This is a genomic window from Methylotenera sp. G11, from assembly GCF_000799735.1.
Classification (GTDB): Bacteria; Pseudomonadota; Gammaproteobacteria; order Burkholderiales; family Methylophilaceae; genus Methylotenera.
In genome coordinates this window covers 982,843-1,005,166 of sequence record NZ_JUHH01000001.1, presented here as the reverse complement: position 1 = coordinate 1,005,166, position 22,324 = coordinate 982,843, and the positions used below count along the sequence as shown (strand labels likewise).

Here is a 22,324-nt window from a genome sequence, read left to right as displayed (position 1 = left end):
AGCAGGAAGTATATAACACATCGGCAGTGCTGATAGGGGGGTGACGCCCCCCCATATATTATTTTAGATTCTGTTTACCAGTTCTGAGGCCTTGCCGATATAAGTTGCAGGCGTTAATGCGAGCAGATATTGTTTGGCATCAGCCGGAATATTCAAGCCGCTGATGAATGCATGCAGCGAGGCTTGGTTGATGCCGCCTTTGCCGCGCGTGAGTTCTTTCAGCTGTTCGTACGGGTTTTCAATCCCATGGCGGCGCATCACGGTCTGGATTGGTTCGGCCAGCACTTCCCAGCTGTTATCCAGGTCTTCTGCCAGGCGTGCCGGGTTCACTTCCAGTTTGTTCAGGCCGCGCAGGCATGAATCGTAACCGAGCAGTGTGTAACCGAAAGCCACGCCCATGTTGCGCAGTACGGTGGAGTCGGTCAGGTCGCGCTGCCAGCGTGAGATCGGCAGCTTTTCAGCCAGGTGGCGCAATACTGCATTGGCCAAGCCCAGGTTGCCTTCCGAGTTTTCGAAGTCGATCGGATTCACTTTGTGCGGCATGGTGGATGAGCCGATTTCGCCGGCTTTTACTTTTTGCTTGAAGTAGCCTACTGAAATATAGCCCCAGATGTCGCGGTTGATGTCGATCAGGATGGTGTTGATGCGCGCCAGCGTGTCGTACAGTTCTGCCATGTAGTCGTGCGGCTCGATCTGAATGGTCATCGGGTTGTAGGTCAGGCCGAGTGATTCCACGAATCTTTTTGCAAAGCTTTCCCAGTCAAAATGCGGGTAGGCTGACAGGTGTGCATTGAAGTTGCCGACTGCGCCGTTGATCTTGCCCAGGATTTCATTGGCGGCCAGTTGTTTCTGCTGGCGTTGCAGGCGGTATACCACATTGGCAAGTTCTTTACCCATGGTGGTGGGCGATGCAGTCTGGCCATGCGTGCGTGACAGCATGGGCTGGTCTGCAAGTTCCTTTGCCAGTTCGCTCATGCGTGAAACCAGGTTATTCAGGAACGGCAGCATGACGCTGTCACGTGCGGTTTTCAGCATCAGGCCGTGTGACAGGTTGTTGATGTCTTCTGACGTGCAGGCAAAGTGGATGAACTCACTGGCTTTTTTGATTTCCGGATTGCCGTCGAATTTTTCCTTAAGCCAGTATTCAAGCGCTTTTACATCGTGGTTGGTACGCGCTTCGATCGCTTTGACCTGTGAAGCGTCATCTTCGCTGAAGTTGGTGATGGCGTCGTCAAGTTCCTGGATGGTTTCCGGGCTGAATGCAGCAATTTCTGCAAGGTCTTTCGCGTCAGCCAGTGCTTTAAGCCACTCAACTTCTACCCATGCGCGGTGTTTGATCAGTGCATATTCACTGAAATACGGACGTAATGCGTCCAGTTTTGATTGGTAGCGGCCATCAAGTGGGGATAATGCGTTGAGCGTAGTAAGCGACATAGCGGGTCTTTCAAACAGCAATAAATAATCCGCTATTTTACCTTAAAACCCGGATAAGGATTAAGCGGTGATTTATTCATGTTGACAGCAGCGATTAATGCATTAAAATCTCCCATGGTGGGAGGATGGTGATGCGGGTAATCGCGAAAAGTACGCTGGTGAAGTTTTGGAGCAATCCTGAATATCAGGATGCAAAAGGTGCTTTGCAGAGTTGGCATGACGAGGCTTTGAAAGCGAACTGGAAGACACCACAAGACATCAAATATCAATACAGGAGTGCCAGTATTTGCGGCAATAATCGCGTGGTATTTAATATTGCCGGCAATAAGTATCGTCTTGTAGTCGAGCTGCAGTATCAGGCTGGAATTGTGTGGGTAAAGTTTTTAGGTACCCATGCGCGGTATGATCAAATAAATGTGGAGAATGTAAATGAATATTAAACCTATCAGAAATGATGATGACTTGCGTGAAGCATTCAAGCGATTGGAATCCGTTTATCAGGCGCCTGAGGCATCTGCTGAAGCAGATGAAATGGAGGTGCTGGTCACGCTCATAGAGGCTTATGAGAACAAACATTATCCAATCAGCCCAGCAGACCCTATAGAAGCAATTAAATTCAGGATGGAGCAGCAAGGTCTTACGCAAAAAGATCTGGAGCCATTTATCGGTTCAAGCGGGCGTGTGTCCGAGGTGCTCAATCGTAAGCGCGGACTGAGTTTACGTATGGCGAAAAAACTTCACGATGGATTGAATATTCCGTATGAAAGCCTGTTGTCAGCCGCGTAATGTTGAATTGAAAATTTAAAACAACAAGGGGTGCATAAGCACCCCTTGTTGTTTTACGCTTGGTTGAAACTAAACTGCCAGCATATCCACAAACTCATTCACTGGCATGGCTTCCAGCGTTTTTTGCTCCAGGCACAAGGCCAGGATTTCAGCCTGTTTTTTGTCGCTGAAGCGGCGTGCCAGGTTGATCTTGAATTTTTTGACCAGTTCCGGGATGCCTTCGCCGCGACGGCGCCTGTGGCCAATTGGATATTCCACGGCGATATTTTCAGAGCTGGTGCCGTCTTTGAAAAACACCTGCACTGCATTGGCAATCGAGCGTTTTTCCGGATCCAGGTAATCGCGGGTGTATTCCGCTTTTTCTACGCATACCATTTTGTCGCGGATGGCATCAATACGCGGGTCGGCGGCAACTGCATCTTCGTAGTCCTGTGCGGTCAGGTTACCTTTTAACAAACCGATGGCTGTCATGTATTGAATGCAGTGGTCGCGGTCTGCCGGGTTATCCAGCGGGCCGGTTTTGTCGATGATCCGGATTGCGGATTCATGCGTGGTGATGACGATTTTATCAATCGCAGCGATCTGTTCCATGGTCTGCAAACGGCTGCCAATCTGTTTATTCAACTGCAAGGCGCACTCGACTGCGGTCTGCGCGTGGAACTCAGCCGGGAATGAAATCTTGAACAGCACTTGCTCCATCACGTAAGAGCCGTAGCCGCGCTGAAATTTAAACGCATTGCCTTTGAACAGCACATCGTAAAAGCCCCAGGTTTTGGCGGTGAGTGCAGAAGGGTAGCCCATCTCTCCCTGCATGGTCATCCAGGCCAGACGCACGGCACGTGAAGTAGCATCGCCTGCCGCCCATGATTTGCGCGAACCGGTGTTTGGACTATGACGATAGGTACGCAGGCTTTGACCATCCACAAATGCGTTGGAAACGGCATTGATGATGTCTTCTTTGTTGCCGCCCAATAGTTTGGTGACCACTGCTGTAGAAGCAATTTTAACTAAAATCACATGGTCAAGGCCGACGCGGTTAAAGCTGTTTTCCAGTGCCAGCACGCCCTGGATCTCGTGCGCCTTGATCATGGCGGTGAGTACGTCTTTAACGGTGAGCGGCGCTTTGCCTTCAGCCACGTTCTTGCGTGACATGTAATCTGCCACGGCCAGGATGCCGCCCAGGTTGTCGGACGGGTGACCCCATTCCGCAGCGAGCCAGGTGTCATTAAAGTCCAGCCAGCGGATCATGGCGCCGATGTTGAATGCGGCAAGGATAGGGTCTAGCTGGAAAGACGTGCCCGGCACTTTCGCGCCATTCGGCACCACGGTACCGGCAATCACCGGGCCTAATAATTTGGTGCAGGCCGGATAATCCAGCGCTTCAAAACCGCAGCCTAATGTATCCATTAAACAGTTGCGGGCGGTATCAAACGCCTCAGTGCTGTTGATTTCATAATCAGCGACATAGTTGGCGATATCCACGATCACTTGATCGGGAGCGGGGCGGACATTAGAGATGTGAGATGACATGGTTAGGCTCTTAGAATATAAAAAGTTTTTTAAATTAGCCACAGATGAACACAGATAACTGCAAAACCTAAAATCAATTCTGGTTTAGATTTTTAATCTGTGTTTATCAGCGTTTCACGTTTCCACTTAGGGCTTTAGCCCTTTAGTGGAACGGTGATGACCTTTACGGTTACATCTGTGGCTAATAGATTTTTTAACGCTGACTCAAAGGCACATACGGACGATTTTCCGGGCCGGTATATTCCGCATTCGGACGGATGATCTTGTTATCAATGCGCTGTTCGATGGCATGCGCAACCCAGCCCGTAGTGCGCGAGATCACGAAAATCGGCGTGAACATGCCGGTAGGGATGCCCATCATGTGATAGCTGGATGCGCTGTACCAATCCAGGTTGGGGAACATTTTTTTCTCGCGCCACATCGTGGTTTCAATGCGGTCTGAAATATCAAACAAGGTCATGTTGCCGTTGTCTTCGCACAGCTTGCGGCTGACGGCTTTAATCGATTCATTCCGCGGGTCGGCAATGGTATACACCGGATGCCCGAAACCGATGATGATTTCCTTGCGTGCCATGCGCTGCATGATGTCGGCTTCAGCTTCATCTGCATTCTTGTAACGTTCGATGATTTCCATGGCCGCTTCATTGGCACCACCGTGTTTGGGGCCGCGCAAAGCGCCAATGGCGCCTGTGATGCATGAGTACAAATCGGATAAAGTACCCGCCACCACGCGCGCGGTAAAGGTTGAGGCATTGAACTCGTGCTCGGCATACAGTACCAGCGAGGTGTTCATGGCCTGGATATGCAGGGTTGACGGTTTTTTGCCGTGCAGCAGGTGCAGAAAGTGTGCAGCGATTGAATCTTCGTCACTTTCCACATCGATGCGTCTGTTGTTGTGGCTGTAGTGATACCAATACAGCAATATGGAACTGAAGCATGAGATCAGGCGGTCGCCCAGGTCTTTTGCCACCTCGGTGCTGCGGTCGGCGGCTTCCGGCTCCAGCGTGCCCAGCATGGAACAGCCGGTGCGCATCACATCCATCGGGTGTGCGTTGGCGGGAATCTGCTCCAGTACTTTTTTCAAGGCTTCAGGTAGGCCGCGCAGCTTTTTCAGTTTCTGATGGTAGGCTGCAAGCTGTGTCTGATTGGGCAGTTCACCGTGGATAAGCAGGTAAGCCACTTCTTCAAATGTGGCGTATTTGGCGAGTTCGATGATATCGTAACCGCGGTAATGCAGGTCGTTACCGGTGTGGCCTACGGTACAGATCGCAGTGGTGCCGGCAGCGACACCTGCCAGCGCTACGCCTTTTTTCTTTTTTGGGGCATCAGTGGATGGGATGTTGGCTGTCATACTATTTTTCTCCCTTGAAAAGTGCATCCAGTTTCTGTTCATAGCCGTGGTAGCCCAGATGTTCGTATAACTCTGCGCGGGTCTGCATCAGGTTCACTACATTGGCCTGTGTGCCGTCGTTGCGCACAGCTTCATATACCTTGAGCGCGGCCTGGTTCATGGCGCGGAAAGCCGACAGCGGGTAAAGCACCATGCTGACGTCTACACTGCGCAATGCATTCACGGTGAATAACGGGGTCGCGCCAAATTCAGTGATGTTGGCCAGGATCGGTACTTTCACCGCTTCTGCAAACTGCTTGTACATGCCGAGCTCAGTGATCGCTTCCGGGAATATCATGTCGGCGCCGGCTTCGACACAGGCGCAGGCGCGGTCAATCGCGGATTGCAGCCCTTCCACCGCCAGCGCATCGGTACGCGCCATGATGACAAAATCGGGGTCGGTCTTCGCGTCCACCGCGGCCTTGATGCGGTCTACCATCTCGGCCTGGCTCACAATCGCCTTGTTCGGGCGATGGCCGCAGCGCTTGGCCTGCACCTGGTCTTCAATATGCACGGCTGCTGCACCTGCCTTGATCACGCTTTTGATGCTGCGTGCGATGTTGAAAGCGCCGCCAAAGCCGGTGTCGATGTCGACCAGCAGTGGTGTCTCGGTGACGTCGGTGATCCGGCGCACATCCACCAGCACATCTTCCAGTGTAGAGATGCCCAGGTCCGGCATGCCCAGCGAGCCTGCCGCCACACCGCCGCCGGACAGGTACAGGGCTTTATAGCCGGTCTGGGTTGCCAGCAAGGCGTGGTAGGCATTGATGGCGCCGATGATTTGCAGCGGCTTTTCAGCAGCTAAAGCAGCACGGAAACGTGCGCCTGCGGAGGTCAGTGTAGTCATATGGGTTTAGTCAGTATAGTTAGCTGAAGAATGATGAATTGGCTTGTTCTGGAATGGCAACGCCGGTGAGTTTGGCTTTTTGCAGCACTTCCCAGAAATAACGATAAGTCGCCCGGTCATGCAGTTCGCCTGCATACTGGATCGGCCCCCAGTCTGCCTGCTGGGCGGCAAGCAGGATATTGGCAGCATCCGTCACTTCGTCGTAATTCGGTTTCATGGCATCGACAATGGCCTGGATCTGGGTGGGGTAGATGCTCCACATGCGTAAAAAGCCGAATTCATTGCGGGCGCGGCTGGCATCGCTGCGCGTCGTTTCCACGTTTTTGAGGTCGAGCGTCACGTTATGGGCAGGAATCACGCCGTTAGCCAGTGCGGCAGCGACCACTTCGGCCTTGGCGCGCGCCAGCAGGCGGTGTTCGAACTGGCCTGGGCTGCGCATTGCACCGGCCGGAATCGCGCCGTGGTGCGCACTGACAAAGTCCATCAGGCCAAAGTCCAGCACCTGCAGCCAGGGCAGGGCAGCGATTTCATGCACCTGCCTTAAAGCGCCATGGGTTTCAATCAGGATATGCACCGGGATTTCACGCTCAATGCCATGAAAAACCGCCATTTTCTGGATATAGGCAATCATTTCCCTGGCCTGACCGATGTCGGTACATTTGGGAATGGTGATATAGCTCAATACCTTGCCGGCACCGCCTACCAGGATGTCGATATCCTGTTTCCATGCTGGGTGGGTATGGTCATGGATGCGCGCACCGGCCATGCGGTGCTTGTTGGCTTCGGAGTTCAGCACGCGCACGATCATTTCCGCGTGCTCGCGCTCCTGGCCTGATGCCGCGCCATCTTCACAGTCGCAGGTAATGTCAAACACCGGGCCTATCGTATCCTGCAGCGACAGTGCTTTCAGGATCAGTTTTTCGCTGCCGGCAAAATGTTCGCATGCCGGAATCAGCGGGAATGTTTTTTCGCCTTCAAAAAGGGCTTGGTTTGGATGCACTGCCATTTATTGGTTTCCTTTGCGTGGCATTAATACGGTGTAATCAAGGTCTAAAACTACATTAGGGTGGTAGCTGCCGGCCGGCTTGATTTCGGCGATTTCGGCTGGCGTGGCGTTCTTGATGCCTACCATGCGCAGGCGCAGTGCGCCTGCATCTTTTCTGTTTGGCAGCTCCCAGCGTTCAAGCACTTCGGTGAAGCTGTAAATCGTGTCACCTGCAAAGCAAGGGTTGGCGTGCGTGCCGGCATTGATGGCTAGTATTGCCAGTGCGTTTTCCAGGCCTTCGTGACTCAAGGTGCGGCATGCGGAGATGACGATGCCGCCATACACCAGGCGTTTGCCGAAAGTTGATGACTGCATCATGTGGTTGTCAAAATGCAGGCGTGCATTATTCTGGTAGAGCCGCGTTGCCAGCGCGTGGTCGCTTTCGTTGATGGTCATGCCGGCAGGGTGGTCGATACGTTCGCCCACCTGGTAGTCTTCCCAGAAATATGTGCCGCCGGTGGCGCGTGTTTCAAAGCCGCGGGCGGTGAATTGCTGCGGCACGCAAAGGTTTTCTGCGCTGACATGGGCAGGAAGTGCCGGGATGACGGTTTCCGGCGCCGGTGCAGCCAGGTCTTTTTTGTGTACCATGACCCAGCGTACCCAGCTCAGCACAGGCTGCTGGTTCTGGTTAGTGGTGGTTGATCGCACATAGACCACGCCGTTTTTACCGCTGGAGTTCTGTTTCAAGCCAATGACCGTGCTTGAGGTTGCCAGGGTGTCGCCCGCAAATACCGGCTGCAGGAAACGCACATCGGCATAACCCAGGTTGGCAACTGCATTCACCGAGATGTCAGGCACGGTTTTGCCGAAGGCGATGTGGAATGCCAGCAGGTCGTCAATCGGGGTGCTCGCGTAGCCAAGGGCGTGTGCAAATGGCGCGCTGCAATGCAGCGGGTTTCTGCTGCCCGCAAGCGCGATGTAAAGCGCGGCATCGCCAGCCGTAATCGTGCGCGGCGTGGCGTGCTGGATGACTTCATTCAGCCTGAAGTTCTCAAAATAACGGCCAGCGTTGATTTTGCCGGATGCTGTTTGCATGGGTTCTGTCTGCGTAGTGTTTGTCATTAGATGAATTCTTCTTCCAGCTCCACGATCGCTTCGTGCAGTTTAATTAAGCGCTGTGCAGCTTTGATGTGGTGGTTTTCTACCAGTTTGTCATTGACAACTACGGTGCCGCGGCCTTCTTCATTGGCTTCTTTCAAGGCCTTGATGATCAGCTTGGCATTTGCAATCTCGGCCACTTTGGGCGTGTAGGCATCGTTGCAGTAGGCAATCTGCGCCGGGTGTACCAGTGATTTGCCATCCATACCCATGTCGCGGCCCAGGCGGCAGGCATATTCAAAAGAGTGCATGTTTTTAAAGTCGCTGGTGATGCCGTCTATCACACCGCGGCCATAGGCGCGCGCTGCCAGGATGACGAGGGAGAGCGAAGTCAGGATTGCCATGCGTTCGTGGGTGACATGGGCATGCAGCTGCGAGATCAGGTCTGAAGTTGCCATCACCATACAGTTGATGCGGTCTGATGCAGCGGCGATCTCTTTTGAGTTCAGTACCGCAATCGGGCTTTCTATCATCACCATCATCGGCATGTGGCTACCGCCGGCATCATCAAGATATTGCTGTGCCTTTAATACGTCTTCGCGAGATTCGATATTGGGGAACAGAATCGCATCCGCACCGATGTCGGCAACCGCCTTGATGTCATCCTGCCCCCACTCTGAATCCAGGTTGTTGACGCGAACGACGACTTCCCGGTTGCCGTAACCGCCTTGCCGCACGGCCTCAACAACATTGGCCCTCGATTCTTCCTTGGCTGCCACCAGTATGGGGTCGCCCAGGTCGAGAATGACCGAGTCGGCGGCAAGGGTGCGCGCACGGTCAAGATAATGCTTGTTGCAGCCTGGTACATATAGCATGGAGCGTCTAGGGCGGATGTGGTGTTCCATATCGTAAGACTTCAAGTAGTGATGTTGAATCGATTATATAGAGCAAATTATTTTTATGTCAACATAAATCTTATGTCTTATATAAGATATAAAACACTAGACTTAATTTAATTGTCGTGTTATAAATTCTCAACGGCTGAATTTTGAGTGTTCTGGCCGGATTCAATTAAATGGATTAGAGATCAAAATGAATAAGCAGATGATTTCACCGAGTTACCGTCCGCTGTATGAGCAGATCAAAGTGCTGATTACGCAAAGCCTGATTGCGGGTGAGTGGCGCCCGGGTGAGGTGATTCCAAGCGAAATTGAATTGGCCTCGCGTTATAAGGTTAGCCAGGGGACGGTGCGCAAGGCGATAGATAGCCTCGCCGCTGAGAATATCCTGATCCGCCGCCAGGGCAAGGGTACTTTTGTAGCTACCCATAGTGCGGATGTGATCAAGCTCAGGTTCCTGCGCCTGACTTCAGTCAATGGCCAGAAGGAGCTGCTGCAGAACGAATTCATTTCGTGCGTTAAAACCAAAGCGGATGCCTATATCGCCAAAACCCTGCAGATCAAGGCCGGGGCGGCGACCATAGAGGTGAAGCGTCTGCTGACATTTTCAGGCAGGCCGCTGATCTATGACCACATTATTGTGCCTGCTGCGCCATTTAAAGGGCTGAATGGCGCAAAGGTAGAAGAATGCAACGGTTCCATGTACAGCATGTATGAAGCGCAGTTCGGTATTCGCATGATACGCGCCGAAGAACGGCTGAAAGCCATAGGCGCAAATGCGGAAGCCGCAGTTGCGCTGGGCTTGAAGCAAGGTTATCCATTGTTAAGCGTGGAACGCGTTTCTTATACGTATGGGGATAAACCGATGGAGTGGCGCCTGGGTTTGTGCCTGACGGATGACCATCACTACCTGAGCGAGCTTGAGTAGGCCCCGGTTAGTGACCCGAATGAATCGTGACGACTGATATTGAAAGATGATAAATGGATGATCTGAAAAAACGTGCGCTTGACTATCACCAGTATCCGATTCCCGGCAAGCTGAGTGTGGAGTCTTCCAAGCCCTGTGCCACACAGGACGATCTTTCATTGGCTTATACGCCGGGTGTTGCAGAGCCGGTGCGCGAGATTCATGCCGAACCGGCCAATGCTTATAAATATACCAATAAAGGGAACCTGGTGGCGGTGATTACCGATGGTACCGCCGTGCTGGGTCTGGGCAATATGGGCGCACTGGCCAGCAAGCCGGTGATGGAAGGCAAGGCTGTATTGTTCAAACGTTTTGCCGGTATTGATGTGTTTGATATTGAAATCAATGCCGGAACCCCGGACGAATTTATCGAGACTGTGGTGAATATCGCGCCGACTTTTGGCGGCATTAACCTGGAAGACATCGCCGCGCCGCACTGTTTTTATATTGAAAACGAATTGAAAAAACGCCTGGACATCCCGGTGTTTCATGACGACCAGCATGGCACGGCAGTCATTGTGGCAGCGGCTTTGCTCAATGCGCTGGAGTTGCAGGGCAAACACCTGCCGACCGCGAAGATTGTATTTTTAGGCGCAGGTGCCGCCGGCTGTTCATGTGCCAAGCTGCTTAAGCTGATGGGCGCAGCAGATATCACCATGGTAGATAGAAGCGGCGTGCTGGATACCGACCGTGCCGACCTGCACGACAACAACCGTGAACTTGCCATTGCGCCGGGCGGCGTAGCAACGCTGGAGGCCGCCATGCAGAATGCGGATGTGTTTATCGGAGTTTCAGCCAAGAATGCGCTAGATACCAGCCTGATTAAAGGCATGGCGAAAAACCCGATTATCTTTGCACTGGCCAACCCGGATCCGGAAGTGCTGCCTAGCGTGGCGCATGCGATTCGTGATGACATCCTGATGGCAACCGGCCGCAGCGATTTTCCGAACCAGGTCAATAACGCGCTGTGTTTTCCATATTTATTCCGCGGCGCGCTGGATGCCAAAGCAAAACAGATTACCGACAAAATGAAAATCGCCGCTGCACATGCACTGAGTGCCCTGGCACGCGAGCCAGTGCCGCAGGAGGTGCTTGACGCCTACAATCTGAAAGCGCTCAAGTTCGGCAGAGAGTACATTATCCCGAAGCCGTTTGATCCGCGCCTGCTGGCGCGGGTTTCAAAAGCTGTGGCCGAGGCAGCCTGACCATGCAGACCCAGTCACCACGCAAGCGGCCTAAGAACCTGAATCTGTTCACGATCCGGCTGCCGGTTAACGCGATTATCTCCATCATGCATCGCATGAGCGGCATGGTGCTGTTCCTGGTGCTGCCACTGCTGATTCTGGCGTTAGGTATGTCGGTGCAGAGTGAATCCAGTTACCTTGAGTTGGCTGCAATGCTGCGGCACTGGCTGGCAAAACTGTTGCTAATCGCATTGTCCGGTGCATTTTTCCATCATTTCTACGCAGGGCTCAGGCATCTGGCGATGGATATCCACTGGATGACCAGCCTGCAGAAAGCGCGCCTGTCCAGCCGGCTGGTGCTGTGCCTGGATGTGCTTTCCGTCGTGGCATTTTCCTATGCGATCTGGTAAGGGTATCGGATAAACCATGTTGATAGAACTGCTTACGAAAAAATACCCGGGAATGCGCCTGTGGCTGGCGCAGCGCTTATCCGCAGTGGCAATGGCGGTTTACCTGACCGTTTTTGCACTGCTTGTGGCGCTAAACCAGCCTGCCGGTTATCAGGACTGGCTGGAACTGATGTCGCCCTGGTGGTGGCGTGTGTTCACGCTGCTGTTTTTTATCAGCCTGGTCATGCATGCGTGGCTAGGGGTCAGGGATGTTTTCAAGGATTACATATTCAACCTTGGATTGCGCGCTGTTTTGCAGGTGCTGGTAGATGTGCTGCTGATCGTTTACCTGGTCTGGGCCGGCGTTATTTTATGGAGCATATAGTACTGTGACGATACAAAAACACCAATTTGATGCGGTAATCATAGGCGGCGGCGGCGCAGGTCTGCGCGCCTCGCTGCAACTGGCGGAGGCAGGCGTTAAAGTCGCGGTACTGTCAAAAGTATTTCCTACCCGCTCACACACCGTAGCGGCGCAAGGCGGCATTGCCGCTGCTTTGGGTAATGTGTCCGGCGATAACTGGCTGTGGCATATGTATGACACCATCAAAGGCTCGGATTACCTGGGCGACCAGGATGCCATTGAATTCATGTGCAAAAATGCTGCCAAAGCCATTATCGAACTGGAGCATTTCGGCATGCCGTTTGACCGCCTGGAAAACGGCAAGATTTTCCAGCGCCCATTCGGCGGCATGACCCAGAACTATGGCGAAAAACCGATCTCGCGTACTTGTGCGGTGGCAGACAGAACCGGCCACGCCATGCTGCACACTTTGTACCAGCGCAATATACGCGCCAATACGCAGTTTTTTGTGGAGTGGTTCGCGCTGGACCTGATCCGTGATGCGGAAGGCGATGTGCTGGGCGTGATCGCGCTGGAAATCGAAACCGGCGACATTCATATTCTACAGGCTAAAACCACCTTGCTCGCTACCGGCGGTGCCGGACGCATCTTCCAGGCCAGCACCAATGCCTTTATCAATACCGGTGACGGCCTGGGCATGGTGACCCGCGCCGGCCTGCCGTTGCAGGATATGGAGTTCTGGCAGTTCCACCCGACCGGCGTGCTGCATGCCGGGGTGTTGATTACCGAAGGTGTACGCGGCGAAGGCGGCTACCTGGTGAACTCGAATGGTGAACGGTTTATGGAGCGCTATGCGCCGAATGCCAAAGACCTGGCGAGCCGTGATGTGGTTTCGCGGGCAATCGCGACTGAAATCAAGGCCGGACGCGGTATCGGTAAAAACAAGGATGCGGTTTATCTAAAACTGGATCACCTGGGTGAAGATTTGATCAGCAAGCGGCTGCCCGGCATCCGCGAGATCGCAAAAACCTTTGCCAACGTTGACCCGGTGGAAAAACCGATTCCGGTCGTTCCGACTGCACACTACATGATGGGCGGCGTGCCTACCAATCTGGATGGACAGGTCGTGGAATACAGCGATGGCGTCGAGATAAAAGTGAAAGGTTTGTATGCCGTGGGTGAATGTGCCTGTGTTTCGGTACATGGTGCCAATCGCCTGGGATCAAATTCGCTGCTTGACCTGGTGGTGTTCGGCAAAGCGGCGGGCGACAGCATGGTAAGCGAAATCAACGCAAGCGCTGCACACAAGCCATTGCCTGCCGATGCGGCAGACAAAACGCTGGCACGTATGGCACGGCTGGAAGGCCGGCAGGGCGGCGAGCGCGTGGCGGATGTTGGCGCCGCCATGCGTAAAACCATGCAGACGCACTGCGGCGTGTTCAGGTTTCCTGACCTGCTGGCGCAGGGCGTCACTGCGATTAATGAAGTGGCGGAGCGTGCGCAACACATTGAAATCAGCGACAGGAGCAAAGTGTTCAACACGGCACGGGTGGAAGCGCTGGAGTTGGATAACCTGATCGATGTCGCGGCAGCGACCATGCATGCCGCCAATAACCGCAAAGAGAGCCGTGGCGCGCATGCGCGGGAGGATTTCTCCGGGCGTGATGATGAAAACTGGCTGGCACACTCGCTGTATTACAAAAATGGCCACAAGCTGGTTTACAAACCGGTGCGCCTCCAACCATTAACTGTAGAACCATTTGTGCCAAAAGCCAGGACATATTGATCATGAAATTTTCTATATATCGCTTTAATCCAGATGAAGACAAAAAGCCTTACATGCAGGACTACGACATAGAGCTGCAGGAAGGCGACCAGATGCTGCTGGACGCGCTGATCCGCATCAAGCAGCAGGATGATACGCTGTCATTGCGTAAGTCATGCCGTGAGGGTGTGTGCGGCAGTGATGCCATGAACATCAACGGCAAGAATGGCCTGGCCTGCACTACCAAATTGCAGGACCTGGAACAGCCGGTCGTACTGCGCCCGATGCCGGGTTTGCCGGTGATCCGTGACCTGGTTGTGGATATGACGCAGTTCTTCGAGCACTATAACTCGGTCAAGCCGTACCTGATCAATAACGATCCGCCGCCGGAAACCGAACGCCTGCAAAGCCCGGAAGACCGTGCCAAGCTCGATGGCCTTTATGAATGCATCATGTGCGGTGCCTGTACCACGGCCTGTCCCAGCTTCTGGTGGAATCCGGATAAGTTCGTGGGACCATCCGGCCTGATGGCGGCCTACCGCTTCATTGTGGATTCACGTGACCAGGCTGAGGCTGAGCGCCTGGAGAACCTGGAAGACCCGTATCGTTTATACCGCTGTCACAACATCATGAATTGTGTGGATGTGTGCCCGAAAAAATTGAACCCGAATGCGGCGATTGCCAAGATCAAGGATTTGAAAATCGAGCGGGCAAAAGAAAAGAAAGCCAAAAAAACCATTTCGATTACCGCTGTATAGGAGTGAGCTATGCTGAATGCTGAAAATTTACGGGATGCAGAGCAAAGGCGTTTTGCCTGGCGCTGCCGGCGCGGCATGCTGGAGCTGGATATCGTGCTGCAGAACTTTGTGAACGAGCAGTTCGGTTCGCTTAACATGGGTGAGCTGCAAGCGTTTGACGACATGCTGGAACTGCCGGATAACGAGTTCTGGGATTTGATCAACTCGTCAGAAAAGATGAAAAAAGGGTCGGCAGCGGCGACAGAAGCAGCCAATGCCATGCTGGAAAAATTAAGGTTGGTAAGACTCAACCCGGATTGGGGGACTAAATAATATGATGATGCATATAGGCGAAGAACCGCTCTCTCTGGACGCAAGCGCGCTGGGCGACTACTGGCCCGGTATCCAGCTGTATTATCCGCCGGTGAAATACGCGCCCAGCCTGGGGATTTATGAGGATATGCAACAGGCTTCGGCGCGCATGCAGAAACATGCGCATTATACCCATGCCCATACACTGATCTTCGACCTTGAAGATGGCTGCCGGCAGAAGGAAATGAGCCGCGACCTGCTGCGGCAGGAGCTGCCGGTACTGCGCAAGGTGAATCAACGCGTGACGGTAGCGATTCGTGCCAACTCATTCCGCACCGATGAATACGAGCTTGATATGGAGCTGGTGCGCGACATGGGCGAGTACATCGATGTGGTGATGCTGGCCAAGGCAGGCGAGGCTTACGGCGCGGCGGAAGTGCGCGATCTTTCCAGTTTCCTGTTGAGCGTGAATCCCAATATCACCATACAGCCGATCATCGAGCACCCGAAATCGCTCAAGATCGCGCCGGATCTGATGCAGTACAACACGGTGAAGCATGTGGTATTCGGTATCCATGACTTTTCAAAAGCGATGGGCATACACATTACGCCGGAAAACTGGATCGACGAGCTGCAGTTCTACATGAACCAGCTCATGTTCGAGGCACGTATCGCCGGTAAAGGCGTGATCGGCGGCGTTGAAACGCTGATTGGCGCGATTGCCATGCCGGAAAAGTTCCTCGAACCGCATGATGTGCGCCGCTGGCTGGACCTGCACGGCGACAACGAATCGCGCGTGGTGTACAAACATGCCTGCAAGGAAGCGGCCATGGGGCTTACCGGCAAGCAGGTGATCCACCCCGGCCATATTCATCTGTGTAAAACCGCTTACACACCGTCGCCGACTGAAGTGACGCAGAAAGTCAGCATCCTGAAAGCCGCGATTGAGGCCGATGCCTTGCTGGGCGGCGCGATCAAGTTCGAGGGCGAGATGCTCGACCCGCCCATGTTCGGCAAGGCGCTGCAAACCCTGCTGCGTGCGCATGCGCTGCGTGCCCTCAAGCCGAGCGATATGGAATTTGCCCTGCATGTGCTGCAACTGCTGCCGGCACAGGTTGTCCGTCAAAACTGGCCTTATGGCGTGCTGTTATGAAAATTCATTTTTCGGGCGAATCACTGTGTTGTGCAGTGCTCAACCCCTCGCTGTACTAGCGTACTATCTCGGGGTCTGCGCGCTGCACGCCTTGTGCTTCATCCCGAAAATCTGAATTTATAGAAGGATTGAATAATGCAAACGTTTGAACAATTTCCTGAGTGGGTTTGGGACGTTCCCGAACACTTCAACATCGGCGTGGCATGTACCGATAAGCACCTTGGCACTGCACAGCAGGATCATGTCGCCATGATCGTTGAAGACGATGCGCTGGGAACAGCGACTATCACGTTTGGCGAGCTGGCACGCAAAACCAGCCAGTTTGCGCAGGTGCTGCGCGGTTTGGGGGTCAAGCCCGGTGACCGCGTGCTGATTCGCCTGCCGAATAGCCTGGATTACCCGATCGCATTCCTGGGGGCGATGAAAATAGGCGCGATTTCTGTGCCGACGTCAACCCTGCTGACGGCTGAAGAAGTGGCTTACCTGGCTAAGGATTCAGGCGCGGTGGTGCTGGTGACCGATGCCACTGCGTGGTATGGCATGGCAGATACCATCGCCGAAGCCCCTGACCTGAAACATATCCTGTTATCACAGGCAAAACAGGTTGAGGCGCACCCCAGATTCAATGTGCTGAGTTTGCAGTCCAGCCTGGATACGACCGCGCAGTTTGATGCGCCATATCCAACCAGGGCCGAGGACCCGGCCTACCTGGTCTATACCTCAGGCACCACAGGCTACCCGAAAGGCGTGCTGCATGCGCACCGTGCGCTGATCGGGCGCCAGCCTGCCGCCAGTTACTGGTTTAATTACAGCGATGCGGTGCATGACCGCATCATGCATTCCGGCAAGTTCAACTGGACCTATGTGCTGGGTACCGGCCTCATGGATCCGCTGTACCTGGGCAAGACCGTGATCGTGCATGAAGGCAAGAACGACGCGCAAAAATGGCTGGATTTGATTCAAAAACATGCCGCGACTATCTTCATCGGCGTGCCTACCATCTACCGGCAGATTCTGCAAAAAACCACGACTGCCGGGGCCGAGCTGCCGAGCATGCGCCATTTCATGAGTGCCGGCGAACACTTGTCCGACGAAGTGCTCACGCAATGGCATGCGCGTTTTGGCCTCAACATCTACGAGGCCGTGGGCATGAGCGAGTTTTCCTATTACCTGTCGCAAAGCGTTTACCGGCCGATACGCCCGGGTTCTGCCGGGTTTCCGCAGCCTGGGCACAGCATCCGCCTGCTCAACCCTGAAACCATGGAGCCGGTAGCGGCGGGCGAGGAGGGCATGATCTGCGTGCCGGACAGTGACCCGGGCTTATTCCTGCGTTACTGGAACCTGGATGAAGAAACCAGGAAATACAAGCATGACGGGTATTTTTTCACCGGTGACTATGCAAAATATGATGCCGATGGTTATATCTGGTTCCTGGGGCGCAAGGATGACATCATCAAGAGCTTTGGCTACCGGGTTTCCCCCTATGAAATCGAGCGTGTGTACAAAGGCCACCCCGATGTGGCGGATTGTGCATCCGTGGGTGAGGAGGTTGAAAAGGACAAGCTGCTGGTCGTCGCCTATGTGATCCTGAAACCGGATGCCAAAGTGACGGCGGATGAATTGGTGCAGTTTGGCAAGCAGCACCTGGCTGCTTACAAAGCCCCTAAAACTGTCTATCTCGCACATGATTTTCCACGTACCAAGAATGGTAAAATACTGCGTAAAGATATTAACCCGAGTATTGCGACAGCAAAATCATCACGATGACCACCATTAAACAGGAAGATTTTATTGCGAGCGTGGCAGATGCCCTGCAATACATCTCGTACTACCACCCGGCAGACTTTATCCATGCGCTGGCCGAAGCCCACCGGCAGGAGCAGTCGCCTGCGGCCAAAGATGCCATTGCACAGATACTGACCAACTCGCGCATGTGTGCAGAAGGCAAGCGACCGCTGTGCCAGGATACCGGTATTGTGGTGGCGTTTGTAAAGGTGGGTATGGATGTACGCTTTGAAGCCAACCTGACGCTTGAGCAGATGGTGAACGAAGGCGTGCGCCGCGCTTACCTGCTGCCGGATAACAAGCTGCGCGCCTCTATCGTGAACGACCCGGCAGGCAAACGCCCCAACACCAAAGACAACACCCCGGCTGTGGTGCATGTTTCGCTGGTACCGGGTGACAAGGTCGAAGTCAGTATAGGCGCCAAAGGCGGCGGCAGTGAGAATAAAGCCAAACTCGCCATGCTCAATCCGAATGACAGCATCGTGGACTGGATACTGGAAGTGGTGCCGACCATGGGCGCAGGCTGGTGCCCGCCCGGCATGCTGGGTATCGGTATCGGCGGCACCGCTGAAAAAGCCATGCTGCTGGCGAAAGAGTCGTTGATGGCGCCGATCGATATGCACGAGCTAAAAGCCCGTGGCGCGCAGAACAGATTGGAAGAACTGCGTCTTGAGATATTTGAAAAAGTGAATAAGCTTGGCATAGGTGCACAAGGACTGGGTGGCCTGGCGACCGTGCTTGACGTAAAAATCCTGGATTACCCGACGCATGCCGCAAGCCTGCCGGTGGCGGTCATCCCTAACTGCGCGGCTACCCGCCATGTGCATTTCGAGCTGGATGGCAGCGGCGCAGCGGTGCTTGAAGCACCGAGTTTGAGCGATTGGCCGGATATCAGCTGGTCGCCTAGCGCAGAATCCCTGCGCGTGAATCTGGATACTTTGACCAAAGCGGACATCCAAAGCTGGCAACCAGGACAAACCCTGCTGCTGAGCGGCAAGCTGCTCACCGGCCGCGATGCCGCGCACAAACGCTTGGCGACCATGCTGCAAAAAGGCGAGAAACTGCCGATTGATTTCAGCAACCGCTTCATTTACTACGTAGGGCCGGTGGATGCTGTGCGCGACGAGGCGGTAGGCCCCGCGGGTCCGACCACGGCAACACGCATGGATGATTACACCGAAATGATGCTGGGCGAGTTAGGCCTGCTGGGCATGGTAGGCAAAGCCGAACGCGGTGAAGAAACCATCGCCGGCATTGCCAGGCACCAGTCCGTGTATCTGACCGCGGTGGGCGGTGCGGCTTACCTGGTGAGCAAAGCCATTAAAAAGGCGGAAGTCATTGCATTCGCAGACCTGGGGATGGAGGCGATCTATGAATTCACGGTGCAGGATATGCCGGTGACGGTGGCCGTGGATCGTCACGGTAAATCGATACATACGACCGGGCCTGAGGAATGGAAGCGCAGGATTGCCGAGGGTAAAACTATAGAGATCCATGCTGCAAACTAACACGCGAATTTAGGCAGCATGATTGCACCTTTTGATATAAGATTAAGTCACACTTTCTTGAGTGTGTAACTTAATGAGTATATTTGGATTGTCAGCTATGAAGCGTTTGTATCAATGGGTTTTATTATCAGCCTTTCTGTTGATGTCCGGTGCGGCGCTGGCAGAGGACTTGCTTGGCTACCTGACCGATAGTGAAGCTAAATATACCGGGCCAACGGTAGAAGATAACATCAGGCTGATGGATACCGACAAAAATGGTTTTGCCGATGTGTTTGAAGTGCGCGCTTTTTTAGAGTTAAAGCATGGCAAAGGCTACGAAAAAGAACTGCTGGATAAACTGGAAGCATCCGCCAGCGGCAAAAGCTGCAGCACGCCGTTTGCCAAGGAGCTGTATAGCGACCAGCCAGCTCCAGTGCGCACTAATTAGAATACGCACCGATTAGGGCATACATTCAATTTACCGGGTTATGGTCAGACTTACTGGCTTGGCTTGGTATAATACTTTTTAATTATTTTTAATCTCAGAGATACACGTCACCATGTTAAAAGCTTACGCCTCCCACGTTGCCGAACGTGCAGCCCAGAACCTCCCGCCATTGCCGCTTTCTGCCGAGCAGGTCGCTCAGCTTGTGGAGCTGGTCAAGACTCCGCCGGCTGGCGAGGAAGCAACGTTATTAAACCTGCTTGAGAACCGCATTCCAGCGGGTGTAGACCAGGCTGCCTATGTGAAAGCCGCGTTTCTGTCAGATATTGCAAACGGCAAGGCGGTTTCACCTTTGGTCAGTGCAGAAAAAGCGGTGCAGCTGCTGGGCACCATGCTCGGCGGTTACAACGTGCAGGCGCTGGTTGCGCTGCTAGACACGCCTATGGCCGAACACGCGGTCAAGGCGCTGTCGCACACTACCTTGATGTTCGATGCATTCCATGATGTTGATGAAAAAATGAAAGCTGGCAATGCGCATGCCAGAAAACTGATCGAGTCATGGGCAAACGCCGAATGGTTCACCAATGCGCCGGTGCTGGCAGATGAGATCAAGGTCGTGGTGTTCAAGGTGGATGGCGAAACCAACACCGATGACCTGAGCCCGGCGCAGGAAGCCTGGAGCCGCCCGGATATTCCGCTGCATGCCAAGGCGATGCTGGTGAACAAAATGCCTGAAGGCCTGCAAACCATTGAAAACCTGAAACAGAAAGGCCTGCCGCTGGCCTATGTAGGCGATGTGGTCGGTACCGGCTCGTCACGTAAATCTGCCATCAACTCCGTGCAGTGGTTCATGGGGAATGACATTCCCAATATCCCCAACAAACGTACAGGCGGTGTGATTTTAGGCTCTAAAATCGCCCCGATTTTCTTCAACACTGCAGAAGACTCAGGCGCATTGCCGATTCAATGCGATGTCTCAAAAATGCAGACCGGCGACGTCATCACCATCAAGCCTTATGCCGGCCAGGTGCTGAATGAAAAAGGCGAGCTCATCTCCACTTTCGAGCTGGCGCCTACCACCATGCCGGATGAAGTGCGTGCTGGCGGCCGTATCCCATTGATCATCGGCCGTGGCCTGACCAGCAATGCCCGTAAGGCGCTGGGGCTGCCGGCTTCTGATTTGTTCATTCAGGCCGTTGCGCCAAAAGATACCGGCAAGGGTTACACGCTGGCACAGAAAATGGTGGGCAAGGCTTGCGGTGTTGCCGGCGTACGTCCGGGCAGCTATTGTGAGCCCAAGGCAACAACGGTAGGTTCGCAGGATACGACCGGCGGCATGACGCGTGATGAACTGAAAGAGCTGGCCTGTTTAGGCTTCAGTGCCGATCTGGTGATGCAGAGCTTCTGCCACACGGCGGCCTACCCGAAACCGGTGGATATTAAATTGCAGCACAGCCTGCCAGAGTTCATGAGCAGCCGCGGCGGCGTGAGCCTGAAACCCGGCGATGGCGTGATCCACTCATGGCTCAACCGCATGGTATTGCCTGATACGGTCGGCACCGGCGGTGACTCGCATACCCGTTTCCCGATTGGCATTTCATTCCCGGCGGGCTCCGGCCTGGTGGCGTTTGCAGCCGCGATGGGCGTGATGCCGCTCGATATGCCGGAATCTGTGCTGGTGCGTTTTAAAGGCGAAATGCAGCCAGGTATCACGCTGCGCGACCTGGTGAATGCGATCCCGTATGCGGCGATTCAGGAAGGTACGCTGACCGTAGGCAAACAGGGTAAAAAGAACGTATTCAATGGCCGCATTCTTGAGATTGAAGGCCTGCCGGATCTGAAAGTGGAGCAGGCGTTCGAGTTTGCCGATGCTTCTGCCGAGCGCTCAGCCAACGGCTGTACCGTGAAACTGAATAAGGAGCCGGTCATCGAGTTCCTCAATTCCAATATCGTATTGCTGCAGAACATGATAGACAGCGGTTATCAGGATGCGCGTACCTTGCAGCGCCGTATTGAAAGCATGCAGGCGTGGCTGGCTAAACCGGAACTGCTGGAAGCGGATGCCGATGCCGAATATGCGCATGTGATCGAGATCGACCTCAATACAATCAAAGAGCCGCTGGTTGCCTGCCCGAATGACCCGGACGACATCAAGCCATTATCGGCTGTAGTGGGGGATAAAGTCGATGAGGTGTTTATCGGCAGTTGCATGACCAATATCGGCCATTACCGTGCGGCAGCCAAAGTGCTGGAAGGTGCAGGAGGTATCCCGACCCGTTTGTGGATTGCGCCGCCAACCCGCATGGATGAAGCGCAGCTGCGCGACGAAGGCGTGTATTCCGTATTCGGCGTTGCCGGTGCGCGTACCGAAGTGCCGGGCTGCTCATTGTGCATGGGCAACCAGGCACGCGTGGCAGACAAAGCGACCGTGTTCTCGACCAGCACCCGTAACTTTGATAACCGCATGGGTAAGGATGCGCGTGTTTACCTGGGTTCTGCCGAGCTGGCGGCGGTGTGCGCCAAATTAGGCCGCATGCCTACACATGCCGAGTACATGGAAACCGTGGGTAACAAGCTTGCCAACACTGCCGAGATCTACAAATACCTGAACTTTAACCAGATGACGGAGTACAGATCCGCGCTGGAAACTTTGAGTAATGGTAAGAAGGTAATTCCTATTGCAGAGTTAGGTTAATTAATGATTTATCAATTCAGCCTGATTTGAAGTTCAGGCTGAATTGATAGCTGATATAGTAATAATGACAGT

General features: G+C 53.9%; 21 protein-coding genes. 14 read left to right on the top strand and 7 right to left on the bottom strand.

Features of this window, described 5'->3' with window-relative positions; genetic code table 11:
* Nucleotides 1–63: 63 nt before the first annotated feature.
* Nucleotides 64–1,434 (bottom strand): adenylosuccinate lyase, encoded by a 1,371-nt coding sequence (gene purB / locus GQ51_RS04525; RefSeq protein WP_047550327.1) that lies wholly within the window; start codon nucleotides 1,432–1,434, stop codon nucleotides 64–66.
* A 131-nt stretch (nucleotides 1,435–1,565) separates the two neighbouring features.
* Between purB and GQ51_RS04520 the strand changes: the two genes are divergently transcribed.
* Both GQ51_RS04520 and GQ51_RS04515 read left to right on the top strand, forming a co-directional pair.
* Entirely contained in the window at nucleotides 1,566–1,874 is a 309-nt protein-coding gene (locus tag GQ51_RS04520) for a type II toxin-antitoxin system HigB family toxin (RefSeq protein ID WP_047553860.1), read from the top strand.
* Nucleotides 1,864–2,220 carry a helix-turn-helix domain-containing protein gene (locus tag GQ51_RS04515; protein WP_047550324.1) on the top strand — a complete coding sequence of 119 codons (357 nt, stop codon included), beginning with the start codon at nucleotides 1,864–1,866 and terminating at the stop codon, nucleotides 2,218–2,220. Before GQ51_RS04520 ends, GQ51_RS04515 begins: the two co-directional genes overlap by 11 nt.
* Before the next feature lie 69 nt (nucleotides 2,221–2,289).
* Here the strand turns inward: GQ51_RS04515 and GQ51_RS04510 are convergent, their stop codons facing one another.
* The 6 genes from GQ51_RS04510 to GQ51_RS04485 all read right to left on the bottom strand — a co-directional run bounded on the left by GQ51_RS04510 (nucleotide 2,290) and on the right by GQ51_RS04485 (nucleotide 8,975).
* A complete protein-coding gene (locus GQ51_RS04510) occupies nucleotides 2,290–3,750 on the bottom strand; it encodes a bifunctional 2-methylcitrate dehydratase/aconitate hydratase (protein WP_047550321.1) in 1,461 nt (486 codons plus the stop codon).
* 193 nt (nucleotides 3,751–3,943) lie between these two features.
* Nucleotides 3,944–5,101, bottom strand: coding sequence for a bifunctional 2-methylcitrate synthase/citrate synthase (gene prpC, locus GQ51_RS04505; RefSeq protein WP_047550318.1), 1,158 nt, complete (start codon nucleotides 5,099–5,101; stop codon nucleotides 3,944–3,946).
* Between the two features lies 1 nt (nucleotide 5,102).
* The gene (prpB, locus tag GQ51_RS04500) at nucleotides 5,103–5,987 is read right to left on the bottom strand and encodes a methylisocitrate lyase (protein WP_047550315.1); all 885 of its coding nucleotides are present in this window, start codon (nucleotides 5,985–5,987) and stop codon (nucleotides 5,103–5,105) included.
* 19 nt (nucleotides 5,988–6,006) lie between these two features.
* Entirely contained in the window at nucleotides 6,007–6,993 is a 987-nt protein-coding gene (locus GQ51_RS04495) for an HpcH/HpaI aldolase/citrate lyase family protein (protein WP_047550312.1), read from the bottom strand.
* Complete coding sequence (locus GQ51_RS04490) at nucleotides 6,994–8,094, bottom strand: MaoC family dehydratase (protein ID WP_235276164.1); 1,101 nt, start codon at nucleotides 8,092–8,094, stop codon at nucleotides 6,994–6,996.
* Nucleotides 8,094–8,975, bottom strand: a complete 882-nt coding sequence (locus GQ51_RS04485; protein ID WP_200884396.1) for an HpcH/HpaI aldolase/citrate lyase family protein — start codon at nucleotides 8,973–8,975, stop codon at nucleotides 8,094–8,096. The genes GQ51_RS04490 and GQ51_RS04485 overlap by 1 nt, the downstream gene beginning before the upstream one ends.
* Nucleotides 8,976–9,162: 187 nt before the next feature.
* On the opposite strand from GQ51_RS04485, the gene GQ51_RS04480 reads away from it, so the two are divergent.
* The 12 genes from GQ51_RS04480 to acnB all read left to right on the top strand — a co-directional run bounded on the left by GQ51_RS04480 (nucleotide 9,163) and on the right by acnB (nucleotide 22,252).
* On the top strand, nucleotides 9,163–9,897 hold the full coding sequence (locus GQ51_RS04480) for a GntR family transcriptional regulator (RefSeq protein ID WP_047550306.1): 735 nt from the start codon (nucleotides 9,163–9,165) through the stop codon (nucleotides 9,895–9,897).
* Between the two features lie 53 nt (nucleotides 9,898–9,950).
* The gene (locus tag GQ51_RS04475) at nucleotides 9,951–11,141 is read left to right on the top strand and encodes a malic enzyme-like NAD(P)-binding protein (protein WP_047550303.1); all 1,191 of its coding nucleotides are present in this window, start codon (nucleotides 9,951–9,953) and stop codon (nucleotides 11,139–11,141) included.
* A 2-nt stretch (nucleotides 11,142–11,143) separates the two neighbouring features.
* Entirely contained in the window at nucleotides 11,144–11,530 is a 387-nt protein-coding gene (sdhC, locus tag GQ51_RS04470) for a succinate dehydrogenase, cytochrome b556 subunit (RefSeq protein ID WP_047550300.1), read from the top strand.
* A gap of 16 nt (nucleotides 11,531–11,546) precedes the next feature.
* Nucleotides 11,547–11,894, top strand: coding sequence for a succinate dehydrogenase, hydrophobic membrane anchor protein (sdhD, locus tag GQ51_RS04465; protein WP_047550298.1), 348 nt, complete (start codon nucleotides 11,547–11,549; stop codon nucleotides 11,892–11,894).
* A 4-nt stretch (nucleotides 11,895–11,898) separates the two neighbouring features.
* Nucleotides 11,899–13,659 carry a succinate dehydrogenase flavoprotein subunit gene (gene sdhA, locus GQ51_RS04460; protein WP_047550296.1) on the top strand — a complete coding sequence of 587 codons (1,761 nt, stop codon included), beginning with the start codon at nucleotides 11,899–11,901 and terminating at the stop codon, nucleotides 13,657–13,659.
* Nucleotides 13,660–13,661: 2 nt separating this feature from the next.
* Complete coding sequence (locus tag GQ51_RS04455; RefSeq protein ID WP_047550295.1) at nucleotides 13,662–14,396, top strand: succinate dehydrogenase iron-sulfur subunit; 735 nt, start codon at nucleotides 13,662–13,664, stop codon at nucleotides 14,394–14,396.
* A gap of 9 nt (nucleotides 14,397–14,405) precedes the next feature.
* A complete protein-coding gene (locus GQ51_RS04450; RefSeq protein ID WP_047550293.1) occupies nucleotides 14,406–14,708 on the top strand; it encodes an FAD assembly factor SdhE in 303 nt (100 codons plus the stop codon).
* A gap of 1 nt (nucleotide 14,709) precedes the next feature.
* Entirely contained in the window at nucleotides 14,710–15,840 is a 1,131-nt protein-coding gene (locus tag GQ51_RS04445) for an HpcH/HpaI aldolase/citrate lyase family protein (protein WP_047550292.1), read from the top strand.
* A 135-nt stretch (nucleotides 15,841–15,975) separates the two neighbouring features.
* The gene (locus GQ51_RS04440; RefSeq protein WP_047550289.1) at nucleotides 15,976–17,607 is read left to right on the top strand and encodes an acyl-CoA synthetase; all 1,632 of its coding nucleotides are present in this window, start codon (nucleotides 15,976–15,978) and stop codon (nucleotides 17,605–17,607) included.
* The gene (locus GQ51_RS04435) at nucleotides 17,604–19,133 is read left to right on the top strand and encodes a fumarate hydratase (RefSeq protein WP_047550286.1); all 1,530 of its coding nucleotides are present in this window, start codon (nucleotides 17,604–17,606) and stop codon (nucleotides 19,131–19,133) included. Before GQ51_RS04440 ends, GQ51_RS04435 begins: the two co-directional genes overlap by 4 nt.
* A gap of 97 nt (nucleotides 19,134–19,230) precedes the next feature.
* Nucleotides 19,231–19,560, top strand: coding sequence for a hypothetical protein (locus GQ51_RS04430; protein ID WP_052177700.1), 330 nt, complete (start codon nucleotides 19,231–19,233; stop codon nucleotides 19,558–19,560).
* A 112-nt stretch (nucleotides 19,561–19,672) separates the two neighbouring features.
* Nucleotides 19,673–22,252, top strand: coding sequence for a bifunctional aconitate hydratase 2/2-methylisocitrate dehydratase (gene acnB / locus GQ51_RS04425; RefSeq protein WP_047550283.1), 2,580 nt, complete (start codon nucleotides 19,673–19,675; stop codon nucleotides 22,250–22,252).
* The last annotated feature ends 72 nt before the right edge of the window (nucleotides 22,253–22,324 follow it).